This is a genomic window from Photobacterium sp. GSS17 (genome assembly GCF_028621875.1).
Lineage (GTDB): Bacteria > Pseudomonadota > Gammaproteobacteria > Enterobacterales > Vibrionaceae > Photobacterium > Photobacterium ganghwense.
This window is the reverse complement of sequence record NZ_CP117517.1, coordinates 1049992-1063150: the sequence shown is the minus strand read 5'-3', so window position 1 is coordinate 1063150 and position 13159 is coordinate 1049992. Positions and strand designations below refer to the sequence as shown.

At 50.1% G+C, this 13159-nt stretch carries 14 protein-coding genes; 8 read left to right on the top strand and 6 right to left on the bottom strand.

Annotated elements, in window-relative coordinates:
- Positions 1-39: 39 nt before the first annotated feature.
- Entirely contained in the window at positions 40-1629 is a 1590-nt protein-coding gene (nhaB, locus tag PGW97_RS04810) for a Na(+)/H(+) antiporter NhaB (RefSeq protein WP_047884003.1), read from the top strand.
- A 157-nt stretch (positions 1630-1786) separates the two neighbouring features.
- A complete protein-coding gene (gene dsbB, locus PGW97_RS04805; protein WP_047884002.1) occupies positions 1787-2323 on the top strand; it encodes a disulfide bond formation protein DsbB in 537 nt (178 codons plus the stop codon).
- 136 nt (positions 2324-2459) lie between these two features.
- On the opposite strand, the gene PGW97_RS04800 is transcribed toward dsbB, so the two are convergent.
- Both PGW97_RS04800 and PGW97_RS04795 read right to left on the bottom strand, forming a co-directional pair.
- On the bottom strand, positions 2460-2855 hold the full coding sequence (locus PGW97_RS04800) for a (deoxy)nucleoside triphosphate pyrophosphohydrolase (RefSeq protein ID WP_273858977.1): 396 nt from the start codon (positions 2853-2855) through the stop codon (positions 2460-2462).
- A 90-nt stretch (positions 2856-2945) separates the two neighbouring features.
- On the bottom strand, positions 2946-3593 hold the full coding sequence (locus PGW97_RS04795; RefSeq protein WP_047884000.1) for a YecA/YgfB family protein: 648 nt from the start codon (positions 3591-3593) through the stop codon (positions 2946-2948).
- Between the two features lie 198 nt (positions 3594-3791).
- Between PGW97_RS04795 and PGW97_RS04790 the strand changes: the two genes are divergently transcribed.
- A complete protein-coding gene (locus PGW97_RS04790; RefSeq protein WP_047883999.1) occupies positions 3792-4484 on the top strand; it encodes an NAD(P)H-binding protein in 693 nt (230 codons plus the stop codon).
- A gap of 75 nt (positions 4485-4559) precedes the next feature.
- A complete protein-coding gene (gene dusC / locus PGW97_RS04785) occupies positions 4560-5537 on the top strand; it encodes a tRNA dihydrouridine(16) synthase DusC (RefSeq protein ID WP_047883998.1) in 978 nt (325 codons plus the stop codon).
- Positions 5538-5645: 108 nt separating this feature from the next.
- Here the strand turns inward: dusC and PGW97_RS04780 are convergent, their stop codons facing one another.
- Positions 5646-6083, bottom strand: coding sequence for a YcgN family cysteine cluster protein (locus tag PGW97_RS04780; protein ID WP_273858973.1), 438 nt, complete (start codon positions 6081-6083; stop codon positions 5646-5648).
- Positions 6084-6365: 282 nt separating this feature from the next.
- Here PGW97_RS04780 and PGW97_RS04775 point away from each other — a divergent pair, with 282 nt between their 5' ends.
- Entirely contained in the window at positions 6366-6614 is a 249-nt protein-coding gene (locus PGW97_RS04775; RefSeq protein WP_047887578.1) for a YkgJ family cysteine cluster protein, read from the top strand.
- Positions 6615-6652: 38 nt separating this feature from the next.
- Here the strand turns inward: PGW97_RS04775 and PGW97_RS04770 are convergent, their stop codons facing one another.
- Both PGW97_RS04770 and PGW97_RS04765 read right to left on the bottom strand, forming a co-directional pair.
- Positions 6653-6898, bottom strand: a complete 246-nt coding sequence (locus tag PGW97_RS04770; protein WP_217394098.1) for a TIGR02647 family protein — start codon at positions 6896-6898, stop codon at positions 6653-6655.
- Positions 6899-7139: 241 nt separating this feature from the next.
- Complete coding sequence (locus PGW97_RS04765) at positions 7140-8021, bottom strand: Tim44 domain-containing protein (RefSeq protein WP_047887576.1); 882 nt, start codon at positions 8019-8021, stop codon at positions 7140-7142.
- 260 nt (positions 8022-8281) lie between these two features.
- Between PGW97_RS04765 and PGW97_RS04760 the strand changes: the two genes are divergently transcribed.
- The 3 genes from PGW97_RS04760 (at position 8282) to PGW97_RS04750 (ending at position 11430) form a co-directional block, all read left to right on the top strand.
- On the top strand, positions 8282-8680 hold the full coding sequence (locus tag PGW97_RS04760) for an NINE protein (protein WP_047887575.1): 399 nt from the start codon (positions 8282-8284) through the stop codon (positions 8678-8680).
- Between the two features lie 266 nt (positions 8681-8946).
- Positions 8947-9543, top strand: a complete 597-nt coding sequence (locus PGW97_RS04755) for a TetR/AcrR family transcriptional regulator (protein ID WP_047887574.1) — start codon at positions 8947-8949, stop codon at positions 9541-9543.
- Between the two features lie 12 nt (positions 9544-9555).
- Positions 9556-11430: an MFS transporter gene (locus PGW97_RS04750; protein ID WP_273858970.1), complete on the top strand. Its 1875-nt coding sequence runs from the start codon at positions 9556-9558 to the stop codon at positions 11428-11430.
- A gap of 302 nt (positions 11431-11732) precedes the next feature.
- On the opposite strand, the gene menE is transcribed toward PGW97_RS04750, so the two are convergent.
- Positions 11733-13157 carry an o-succinylbenzoate--CoA ligase gene (gene menE / locus PGW97_RS04745; protein ID WP_273858969.1) on the bottom strand — a complete coding sequence of 475 codons (1425 nt, stop codon included), beginning with the start codon at positions 13155-13157 and terminating at the stop codon, positions 11733-11735.
- Positions 13158-13159: the final 2 nt, after the last annotated feature.

Below are 13159 nucleotides of genomic sequence, written 5' to 3'. Positions count from 1 at the left end.
CTCAGTTTTTTTCATTTGCGCACTTAAGAGACTCACAACATGGCTATTTCGCTAAGGAACGCCTTTATAAAAAACTTTTTGGGAAAGGCGCCTGACTGGTACAAAGTTGCCATCATCGCTTTCCTGATCATCAACCCTATCGTTTTCAGCATTAACCCGTTTGTTGCTGGTTGGCTGCTGGTCATTGAATTCATCTTTACCCTGGCCATGGCCCTGAAGTGTTATCCGCTTCAACCTGGTGGCCTGCTGGCTATTGAGGCGGTTGCCATCGGCATGACCAGCCCAGAAATGGTCAAACATGAACTCGTTGCCAACATTGAAGTTCTGCTGCTGTTGATCTTCATGGTGGCTGGCATCTACTTCATGAAGCAACTGCTGCTTTTCATGTTCACCAAGATTTTGATCGGGATTCGCTCAAAAACACTGCTTTCACTGTCTTTCTGTGTCATGGCGGCTTTTCTTTCTGCATTCCTTGATGCTCTGACGGTTATTGCTGTTGTCATCAGCGTCACCATCGGTTTTTACAGCATTTACCACAAGGTCGCTTCTGGTCAGGAGCCACATGCCTCTCACGACCACACCAGCGATAAGCATATTCTGGAAGTCAGCCGTGATGACCTGGAAAACTACCGCGCCTTCCTGCGCAGCCTGCTGATGCACGCAGGTGTCGGTACCGCACTGGGTGGAGTAATGACAATGGTTGGTGAACCACAGAACCTGATCATTGCTGACCAGGCTGGCTGGCTGTTTGGCGAGTTTATTCTGCGTATGGCCCCAATCACCCTACCAGTGTTCCTGTGCGGCATCCTGACCTGTGTGCTGGTCGAAAAATTCCATATCTGCGGTTATGGTGCCAAGCTACCGGAAAATGTTCGAAAAATCCTGGTAGAGTTTGATAATGAAGAGCGCAAACGTCGTACAAACCTGGACTACGCAAAACTGATTATTCAGGTCGTCATTGCGGTATGGCTGATTGTCGGTCTGGCAATGCACCTTGCTGCGGTCGGCTTGATTGGTCTGACGGTGATTATCCTGGCAACCTCATTTACCGGCATCACAGAAGAACATGCACTGGGTAAAGCGTTTGAAGAAGCTCTGCCGTTTACCGCCCTGCTGGCAGTATTCTTCTCCGTGGTTGCGGTAATTATCGACCAACAACTGTTCGCGCCGATTATCGATATGGTACTGAGCCTGGAAGGCAGCGCACAGATGACCATGTTCTATATTGCGAACGGTCTGCTGTCGATGGTTTCAGATAACGTATTCGTGGGTACGGTATACATCAACGAAGTTAAAGCCGCCCTGACCCATGGGGTAATTACCCGTGAGCAGTTTGATATGCTGGCGGTGGCAATTAATACCGGTACTAACCTGCCGTCTGTTGCCACACCAAACGGTCAGGCAGCCTTCTTGTTCGCTCTGACATCAGCTCTGGCACCGTTGATTCGTCTGTCATACGGCCGTATGGTCTACATGGCGCTGCCATATACATTGGTGCTGTCGCTGGTTGGCCTGGCTTGTATCGAGTTCACACTGGTACCGATGACCCAATGGTTCTATGACATTGGCTGGCTGACTCAGGCTACAGCAGATGCTGTTGGCCATGTTGCACCGGCAGTTGGACATTAATTGAATCTTTGACAAAGATAAAGGTCAATACATCAACCAGACGGTAAGCTAACGCCCTGTTTCCGCAGGGCGTTAAACGTGCAATCTGAGTGACCTAGCACTCAGTGGCCGAGATTACCTTACCCTCTGCGGTTTAGACTTTTATCAGGAACAATCAATGCACTTTCTATATACCTTCTCCAAAAGCCGCCTATCCTGGGCTCTACTTCTGGCTTTCGTGATTTTCTTCGAAAGCTGCGCCTTATTTTTTCAACACGTGATGAAGCTCGATCCCTGTGTAATGTGCATTTATGAACGTGTTGCAATGCTGGGGATCGGCGTGGCGGCCATTGTGGGCATGATCGCTCCTCAAAACCCGGTTGTTCGCTGGGTTGGACTGACTGGATGGGGCTACAGTGCGTATCAGGGGCTGATGCTGTCGATTGAACATGTGGGTTACCAGTTCCCGGAATTTCCGTGGTCTGCTTCCTGTGCATTGGATGTCAATTTTCCGAGCTGGGCACCGCTGAACCAGTGGGTACCCTGGATGTTTGAGGCCTCCGGTGATTGCGGCAAAATTGTCTGGCAATTCCTTGGGCTGTCAATGCCTCAGTGGCTGGAAGTCATTTTCGCGGGTAACCTGGTGGTGCTGGCGATCATCATCTTGGCCCAATTTTTCGGCAATCGTAAAAGATCCATGCTGCGCTCGCGCTAAATAGTTAATGTAAACAAAAACGCGAGATACAAAAAAGCGAGCCGGATGGGCTCGCTTTTTTTCTGCCTTATCGAACAGTTCATCTTCATCAGCTGTCAGGCCCAAACCAGCCGCAGCGAAACGTACCGAATAAGGCTTAATCGGTACCTGCCTCTAAAGCCAAAAGGGCCTCAACGATTGGGTAATCCGCCGGGCACAAAGCGTACTGCGCAATAGCATCAGCTTCCAGCCAGACAGCATCCTGGTGACTGTGCAACACAATCTCACCCACCTGCCAGTGCGAGATGTATCCCTTAAGCAGAATCACCTTGTCACCGTAATCAAACAGACTGTCCGCAAGAAACTGACCAGTCTGAGTTTCAATAGCCAGTTCCTCCACCAGTTCACGTTCCAGTGCCTGTTGAGGTGTTTCCTGAGGCTCCACTTTGCCTCCGGGAAACTCCCACAGTCCGCCTTGGCTGGCATGTGCCAATCGCTGGGTCAGCAGATAGCGCCCGTCTTTTTCGATGACACCGGCAACGACAAGTATCACTGATTTCTCTGGCTTTGATACCGGCGAAGATTGTATGGGCGAAGATAACGTTGAGGAATTCAGCGATGAACGTAATTTATCGGTCACAACTTATTGCCCGCAGCAATGCTTGAATTTCTTCCCACTACCGCACAGGCAAATATCATTACGGCCCATTTCTTTATACGGGTTCACAGCTTGTGCTGCTGCTCCCTGCTGCAATTCATCCGCCGCCATAACAACTTCGGTCAGCATCAAAGGGAACTGTGCATACAGCGCAGCTGGCTCTGGCATGCCTGTCACCCCAGCTTCGTCCATTTGTGCCAGTGTCGCTTCTTCATCAAGCATCAGCATCACCGTTGTGATCAACGCCGATAGCATTCGCATTGTGCCGTCAGACATCGTCTGCTCAGCCCAGTTAGGCTCAATAAATGGCCACACAGCGAGAAAGCCCTCGGCAAACTCAGCCATTTCAGGCGTGACACCTTTCGCCTCATCCCAGCAGACCTGCTCCGGCAGCTGAAATTCACCCGCTTTGATATACCGGTACTGCAGCTCAAAGTGATTCAGGATACTCTGCGTTTGCTCATTGCTCAGGCTAACCGCATCATCTTCATCGACCCCACCCGTTACCAGCACCGGCAACCATACTTCAGGATCCAGTGGTTTCGGGTTGGCGTTAGCAGCCAGCAGAGCACCTTCAATAAAGGTGGCAGGCATACCTTCCCAATTGGTCGGTAAAGTTATCAGTTGTGTCATGTTTCGCATCTCTTGGTGTCGGCTAAGTCGCCAATTATATACCTGATGGTAACTCCGACACCACTTCACACCTAACGAGAGCGGCCAAATCCTGGCTCTACTTCCCCATCATCAGGAATAAGTCGACAATTTTGTTGAACTTATCACCAGTCAGTGGCAAAAATGAAGCAAGATTTCTTCTCATATCAGGCAAAGATCATGACGTTGACTAATGCCCAGGCCATTATCGCCGGAGCCAGTGGTTTGGTTGGTGATGAACTGGTCCACCTCCTGCTCAATCACGACAATATCAGTAAAGTCTACTCACTCTCGCGACGGGAGTTACCGTTGCACAGTAAAAAACTGGTGCAAATTGTGAATCCGGAACTTCGGGTCACGGAGTGGCACGACACGAATGCCCAGCCGGCTTACGGCTTCATTTGCCTGGGGACAACCAAAAAGCAGGCAGGTAGCCAGCATGCTCTGGAAGCGGTTGATCTACATCTGGTCAAAGACGTTGCCCGAACCATGAAAATCGTCGGTGTCCGCCACTTAGTCGTTATTTCCAGCCTGTTCGCCAACCCTTACTCGCCGTCGCATTACCTGCGTACCAAAGGGAAAATGGAACAGGCCCTCAGCAAAATGGGATTCGAGCACTGTATTTTTGTCCGGCCGGGCCCGCTCAAAGGTGACCGTGCCCAGCCAAGAGCCGACGAAAAACTGGTACAGGAAACACTCGCGATTATTCACCCTCTGATGTTGGGCCCATTGAAAAATCTTGAACCTATCCCTGCCGAACAGGTCGCCAGGCAAATGGTATCTTTGGCCTTTTCGGCTGCCAGACATGAACTTCCGGCCGTGTATCGTGTGTCAGGTCGGACTCTATTAGACAAGCCAGCCAATACCCTCTAAAATTTCGCCCCCTGACCCGCCTGTTGCCTTCCATTGTTAGTCAACAGGCTTCTGCCACCAGCAAAAGAGAAATCCATGCGTTTAATTTTAGGCCCGATGGAAGGTGTGGTTGATCACCTGATGCGGGAAATGCTGACTGAAATCAATGACTACGACCTATGTGTCACCGAGTTTGTGCGCGTTGTTGATCAGTTGCTGCCAAAAAGTGTGTTTTATCGTCTTTGCCCTGAGCTTCTACAGGGCGGGAAAACGACTTCCGGCACCCCGGTTCGCGTTCAGCTGCTTGGTCAGGACCCGCACTGGATGGCAGAAAATGCCTGTCAGGCAATCGAATTAGGTTCACCCGGTGTGGATATCAATTTCGGTTGTCCGGCTAAAATGGTCAATAAAAGTAAAGGCGGCGCTGCCCTTCTGCAAAATCCTCAGCTGATGTATGACATCGTTAAGGCGGTACGTGATGCTGCTGACTGCCGTAAACCGGTCACAGCAAAAGTTCGCCTGGGCTGGGACGATCCTAACCACTGCTTTGAAATTGCAGATGCGGTTGCTCAAGCTGGTGCCGATGAAATTGTGATTCATGGCCGCACTAAAACTGATGGCTACAAAGCCGAAGCCATTAAGTGGGATTACATCCGTCAGGTGAAAGACAAATTGTCGATTTCAGTGGTCGCAAACGGCGAAGTCTGGAACCATGATGACGCCCAGCGCTGCATGACAACCACCGCGGCGGACGCTCTCATGGTTTGCCGAGGCGCTATCAACCTGCCGAACCTGGGCAATGTCATCAAATACAACCACTCACACATGGAATGGGAAACGGTTCTGCAGTTACTGCTGCAATATTCGACCTACGAAATCAAAGGCGATAAAGGACTTTATTACCCTAACCGCATCAAGCAATGGTTTTCATACCTGCGTCACGAATATCCTCAGGCGAAAGAGTTGTTTGCTGATATCCGTAAACACAACAAGGCAGCCCCCATTGTTGAAACGCTCAAGCTAGCCCGAGAAACGCTTGAATCCGATTCCGGTGAATCTGGTATGGTAGCCTGACAAGCTTCAGCATAAAGCGAAAACGGTAGTATTCGCATACAACGAAACTAAAGATAAAAGAAAAGCGCCCAATGGCGCTTTTCTTTATTTTTGAGGTGTGCTCAAAACTTAACGACGATTGGGATGATTGATGATGTGGTCTTCCCAGTCAATCACATCAATTTCATACACCACTTTATCTCGCACAGACTCATTGGCTGCATGCATCGCGTCTTTAGAGCCGGTCAGCAATGGATGCCACTCCGGTAGCTCCTTACCTTCAGCAAGCAGACGATAGGCGCACGTGTCCGGCAACCACACGAACTCATCGATGCGCTCTCGGGTCAGTTTCAGGCACTCTTCGCCGGATTCAAAACGATTCGGGTAATCACGACATGAGCAGGTTTTATCATCCAGCAGGCTGCACGCTACATTGGTGTAGTAGATTTCGTCGGTATCGTCATCGATCAGTTTATGCAGACAGCACTTACCACAGCCATCACACAGGGCTTCCCACTCCTGATCGGTCATGTCCTTTAAATCTTTTTCTTGCCAATAGTGTGTCATCACGAAGCCTTTTTCTTGCCTTTAGTTGCCTTGCCAGTTCAACCTTGCACTTGGTTTTACCCAAGCGGTTATTCTGAACCCGATAGACATAAGTTGAACGCGGGTTTATAGCCCCCGAGCCAACAAAGTTCAAGCAATTCCGTTCCGCAAACGGTTTTCTGATGCTGTAATAATAGTCATTATTATTTATCAGCAAGATCGCTTCCCAATTCGTGATAATTTTTGATCCGTCACGCTGGGGGTGGTAAGTTGCGCAGCCGTTTTACTAATTGTAGGTGTGTGATGGAGTGTCGTTTAGGATGTGGGGCATGTTGTATTGCGCCGAGTATTTCATCTCCGATACCAGGAATGCCAAAGGGAAAGCCTGCGGGCGTACGCTGTGTTCAGCTCAATGACGATAACCTGTGCAAGCTGTTTGGCAAGCCGGAGCGTCCGGCCGTTTGCCACCAGTTCAAACCGTGCCCTTCACTTTGCGGTACCACAAATGCCCAGGCACTTGCTAACATCACAGAACTGGAAAGCATGACTTAATGTCATGCTTTCCCTGTGCATTATCGCTCTCAGAGCACTCAACTATCCATTTTGCCGGTCAGAATTCGTAATGCCTGCTTGGCATGCTCAACGGCCTGATGGCCAGAGTAAGTCAGATAGCCTCCGTCCGGTTGCGTCACCAGTCCTTTGTCAAACAGCCGCTGTGCCGCCTCAACCATCTCCAGCGGTGCATCACTGCGGACTTTGATCCCTTCCAAATCCGAATGCATCGGGAACTTAATTAACAGGTTCATTTCACTAACCAATTCTGTTGTATATGCCATACGCTGCACTCTATGTTTTGTTTACCTGATATAAATACTAGTGGCTGACGGCGAGAAAAGTAGGTGAATAGATCAATGCTGATTCATTTAATGCCTGATTCAACTTAAAAAACGCGACCGTGTCACACCTTGTTCGCACACATATTGTTCGCAGTTGTTTTATAAACAAAAAATCGCAGACAGAAAAAATCAGGCATAAAAAAACCGCCTCAGGGGCGGTTTTTATAGATTGAGTGATTGATTAAGCCTGGATGCCAACAATCAGCCAAGGTGCATTTGGCGTTTGCAGATCGCGCTCTAGGTGCCATACATCGGTGATGTCTTCTTCCACACCTTCGATACGATCTTTATAACGTCCTGAGAATTTAATACTCAGGTGGGCCATATTCGCATCGTAGTCAGCGCGAACCAGCTCAGCATCCACGTACATCACTTCTGTGTGTTGCTCACCGTCCAGCTTTGCACGTTCCGCAGCCAGATCGTCAAACAGTGCCGGACTGACGTATTCACGAATTTTCTCCAGGCGATTCAGGTTCCACGCTTCTTGCAGAGTGCGGTAATGTTCGCGAGAGCCATTCAGGAATGCCTGCATGTTAAAGCCAGGAGGCAGGTTAAACGGCACATCGCTGTCGGTTGATGCGTATTCAGGTTGAGCCGCACCACCAAATGGCGCATTTTGCTGACGGTATTGTGCCGTTTGCTGTGGCTGCTGAGGTGAGTTCCCCGCATACGCTTCACGATGCCCCATCGGCGTCGATTTGGCGCCACGCATCGCTTTAAACAGTTTAAAGATCACGAAGGCAATCAGGCCGATAATCAGAATATCCATGAACTGGATACCGTCAAACGCACCACCGAAGAATGCTGCCAGCAGGCCGCCGGCCAGCAGACCACCGAGAAGCCCGCCCATCAGGCCTTTCTTGGTACTGGATTTTGTAGTTTGGTTCGAAGCAGGCTGTTGCTGCTTCAGCGTGTCCGTTTGCTGCGGTTGCTGCTGTTTCACCGGTGCTGTTTTATAGCTTTTACCGATTGACTTACCGCCACCAAACTTCTTTGCCTCAACATGCGGTGCAGCGAATGACACCGTCAGAATCAGGGCAAATACTGTAAAGATGCGTTTCATATTAATGAATACCTTTGCCTTTAGTGGAGACTGCATCGTAAACGGCTGTATTGGAAAGTCAATAAAACCCTGACGGCAAATTGTTACTAATATTGATCAAAGGATGTAGCACATAAGGATGGCATGAGACATTAGGAGACTTTGAGCATACTCGACTGTAATATGCTAATAATGAAAACAATTTAGGATTTTTCCTGCATTTGTTCATAACCAAAGCGGCTTTTAGCCTTCTTTTAACCGGCCTTTAATAAGGAAACAACATGCAAGATACACATAGTAAGCTGATTGGCTACCTACTCTGGATTTTCGGATTCCTGGGTGCACACCGCTTTTACTACGGCCGTCCGGTAACCGGGACAATCTGGTTTTTCACTCTGGGTCTGCTGGGTATTGGCTGGCTGATTGACCTGTTCCTAATCCCTTCCATGGACCGTGAGGCTGATCTACGTTATCAGAGCGGTGATATTGACTACTCCGTAGCCTGGCTGCTGCTGACTTTCCTTGGCGTGTTCGGCGTACACCGTATGTACATGGGTAAATGGCTGACCGGTATACTGTATTTCCTGACTTTCGGCTTCTTCCTGATTGGCGTACTGGTGGATTTTTGGACGCTGAACGAGCAGATTTCTGTGAAGAACCGTGAAAAACAGCTTGCCTGATTACTAGACAGGTCGCAAAGCCTGAAGAAAGTATTTGTTGATTGTGCTGTAAAGCAGGATGATTTTCTTCACAAACTGTCACTATCTTAACCGATTATTAACAGATGACAGTACAGATGCTTGACCTGAAAGGTTGATTCAAACTAAAATATCGAACATCGTTCTATAATTAAAATATACTTCCGCGCGGTCGACTAGACGGAGTTATCGCTACCGCGCAGTGGGTTCTTACACAACAAGATTTATTCGAGAAGAGTAACATTTCAATGGCAAGACGAAACGACCATACTCGCGAAGAGTTGGTAAGCATGACACTGGAGCAAGTCAAAAACTTTCTCGCTGAACACCCGCACCATGAACTGAGCCTGCGCAAAGTCGCGGCTATGATTGGTTACGTGCCGAGTACCTTGGTCAATGTTTTTGGGAACTACAACCTGCTGCTGTTGCACGCTGTAGCCCAAACGCTTGATGAGCTTTTTGCGGAAGCGGAAGCGGAAATGAAAAAAGCGACTTCACCGGAAGAAGCGCTGCAAAAACTCGCCTATTGTTACCTCGATTTTGCTTCTCGAAACCCGTATCGCTGGCAACTGATTTTCCAGCACACCATGAATGGTGAAGAACTGCCAGAATGGCAATCGGCCCGGATCAATAATATGACCGGTATGCTGGAATCACTGATTAGCCAAATCAACCCGGAGCAAAGTGCAGAAGATGTACTCGCAAACAGCCGCGTGCTGTGGTCCGGTGTTCACGGTATTACCCTGCTAACCGTCGATGACAAGCTGTTCACCTCAACGCCTGTTGACGGCAAAGCCTTGATTGACAATCTGCTGACCACGTATCTTAATGCCTGGAAAGCTTAAACGGAGTTAAGCATGTCAGGAAAGTCCCAATCTCGCCTGCTGACGCAACGGCGATTTCTTCCGTATTTCCTTACCCAGGCATTTGGGGCTTTCAATGACAATGTCTACAAGAATGTCCTGCTGATCCTCATTGCCTTTGCACCGGCTGGTACGCTTCCTGTGAGCTCAGATTTGATCATCAATCTGGCTGCCGGTTTATTCATCCTGCCTTTCTTTCTGTTTTCAGCCTCTGCCGGCGTCCTGACCGACAAATATGACAAAGCCACGATCATGCGAATCGTTAAAATGGCTGAAATAGTCATTATGTCGCTGGCCGCTATCGCTTTTATCAGCGAACAGTACATGATTTTGCTGGTACTGCTGTTTTTGATGGGCACCCAGTCTGCCTTCTTTGGCCCGGCCAAATACGCACTGTTGCCACAGCACTTACAAAAAGAAGAATTAGTATCGGGTAACGCCTTGGTGGAAACCGGTACATTTCTCGCCATATTGATGGGAACACTGCTCGCTGGTGTCATCGCGAACCAGGCTGGCGCTACTTACATAGCCGCTGTCAGTGTGGTCGCCTTTGCCATCATCGGTTACTTATGTTCACGCTGGATACCGTCTGCCAAACCCAGTAACCCGGATATGGTCTTTACCTGGCGGCCGATCTATCACACCCGCCATACCCTGGCGATAGCCCGCAAAGACAAGACCATTTTTCAGTGCGTACTAGGAATTAGCTGGTTCTGGTTTCTCGGAGCCTGTTACCTCACCCAATTTCCAAATTTTGCCAAACTGCACCTCGGTGGTAGCGCAGCCGCAGTCTCTATCCTGCTGACCCTGTTTTCTGTCGGCATTGCCATTGGTTCACTACTGTGTGACAAGCTCTCCGGTCACCGGATTGAGCCGGGTATTGTGCCACTGGGCAGTCTGGGGATCACAGTATTCGGTGCAGGACTGATGTTTGCCACACCAGATACCCTGCCTGATTCACTCAGTGTGATGGAGTTTATTACCCACCCGGAACTGATCAGTGTTTTTGTGAACCTGACCCTGCTGGGTGTCTCTGGCGGCATTTTCATCGTACCTTTGTATGCCATGATGCAGCACCGTGCCCTGGAGCAAGAGCGGGCTCAGATCATTGCGGCTAACAATATCTGGAACGCCATTTTTATGGTGGCCAGTGCAATTTTCGCTATCCTCTGCCTATCTGTCCTGACGTTCTCCATTCCGGAATTTTTCCTGATTCTGGCTGTACTCAATCTGTTAGTGATGGCTTACATTTATACCCAGACACCGGACTTCTTCTGGCGCTTTCTGGTGTGGCTGGTCAGCCACACCATGTATCGGGTAAAACATCAGGATTTGGCTAACATTCCGGCCAAAGGTGGCGTGCTGATTGTCGCAAACCATGTCAGCTATATGGATGCGCTGTTACTGGCCGGAGCATGTCCGCGGCCGATTCGTTTTCTGATGGATCAGGATATCTACAACATTCCGTTCATCAAAACCTTCTGCAGAGCCTGTAAGGTGATTCCGATTGACGCGACCGATCGTCGCTCAGTCATGAAAGCCTTTATCGAAGTCAATAAGCGGCTTGAAGACAGCGACGTAGTCTGTGTTTTCCCGGAAGGTCGCCTGACTCACGACGGTGAAATCGGCCCGTTCATGCGCGGAATTGATTTGATCACCAAGCGCTCTCCGGTACCAGTCGTGCCCGTGGCATTACAGGGATTGTGGGGCAGTATTTTCAGCCGTGAAGGCGGGCGGGCGTTGCTCAAGTTGCCGAAACGATTTTGGTCAAAGGTCAATATCATTGTCGGCACACCGGTTGCAGGTGAAGACGCAAGCAGTACCAATCTGCGTGAAACGATTCTGACGCTGCGCGGCGAACGCCGTTAATACTGGGTTAAAGGTTCAGGTTCAGGTTCAGGTTCAGGTTCAGGTTCAGGTTCAGGTTCAGGCTTGATGATTGACGGCAGAAATAAAAAAGCGAGGCTCCTCTGCATGGAGCCTCGCTCTTTACTGGTTAAATCCGATAGCCAAAACCGATACTGGATATCTCCTCCCAAAGAAAAAATCCCTGCATCAGAAGTCCATACCGAAAACCCACCTCTCAATAGCGATCGTTAAATAGGCGCCTTTACTTAAATAGGCGCTTTTATCGAGCCTCAAACAGAATATCTCGAGAAGCAAGACGAGGCTCAGACCAAGCAGTCCTGATAGACCGCCCTTTCACTTTCCAGCCACGTTTTCAATGCCACGCGCGACAGCTTTATCCCACTGCCGGACAAATGCGCCGGAATAGCCAAATACTCGACCGGACGACGAAACGCCGTTACCTGCTGCGCCATATACGCTCGCAGTTGTTGTTTTCGTTCCTCGTCTAGCGGGCCAACAGTTCGAATCAGCGCCAGCGGGCGGTGTCCAAATTCCGCATCTTCGACAGGTAAGACGACCGCTTGTGTCACATCAGGATGTTGCAGCAACACTTTTTCAATGTCTTCCGGCTGGATATTTTCACCGCCGGAGATAAACATGTTATCGGCACGACCCAGAATATGCAGTTCACCGTCTTTCCAGCAGGCTAAATCGCGAGTCGCAAACCACTCGTCTTCGGCAATCGGGAAAATGGTTTGCTGGCGGTAATAGCCCAGACACAGCGTCTCACCTTTGACCATCACCTCACCGTCCACCAGCGTCAATTCCCGGTTAGGCAATACCGTGCCGACACCGCTGCTGTCATCTGCGGGTTTGGCAGTCACTGTGGACGCCATTTCCGTCATACCATAGCCACACCAGCACTCTATCCCTGCCTGACGGGCTTGCTGAGTCAGACTGACCGGAATCATCGTTCCTCCCAGAAGGACTTGTTTTAACGCCAACGACGTCGTCTCAGCAGTATCCAACAAGCGCTGAAGCTGTGTCGGCACCAGAGATGCATGAGTGACCTGCGCCAGCGCAGCATCCAGCCTTTCCGGTGCACAGACATCCAACCGGGCTCCCCGCGCCAGCCAGCGCCAGATAATGGCCATCCCGGAGATATGAAACAATGGCAACGATAGTAACCAGCTGTCTTCCGCATCAAAAGGCAGCCAGGCCAGCAATCCTTCTGCACTCGCCAGATGCGTTTGGGCAGAATGAACAACGGCTTTAGGGAAACCGGTCGAGCCGGAGGTCAGCGTCAGCGTAGCGGGACGATGCAATTGCCAGGTAACCGGCACCATTCGGGAAGCATCCGGCGGTAACAACTGAAGGCGGGTATACCCCGAGAGATCCAGCACTGATTTAGCGGGATACCACACAAAGTCACAGTGCAAAGCTGCAAGCTGAGCATCCAGCTCAGCCTGACTCAGGCGCGGATTAATACCGACGAAGCGTGCCCCGACCCGCAATACCGCCAAAAGCAGCCAGACTGCCTGTAAGGAGTTCGGCGAAACCACGGCAACCAGCTGATCGCGTTTGAGGCCCTGCTCAATCAGCCCCTGTGCGTACTCATCAACCCGCTTGGCGGTTTCATGCCAGCTGAACTGCTGCCCTTCACAATGTATTGCCACAGCCGCCGGGCGCTCAGTCGCCCAATGCTGCCACGGCCAGGTTGGAAACGTTTCAGTTGTTGCCGCTGCCATGA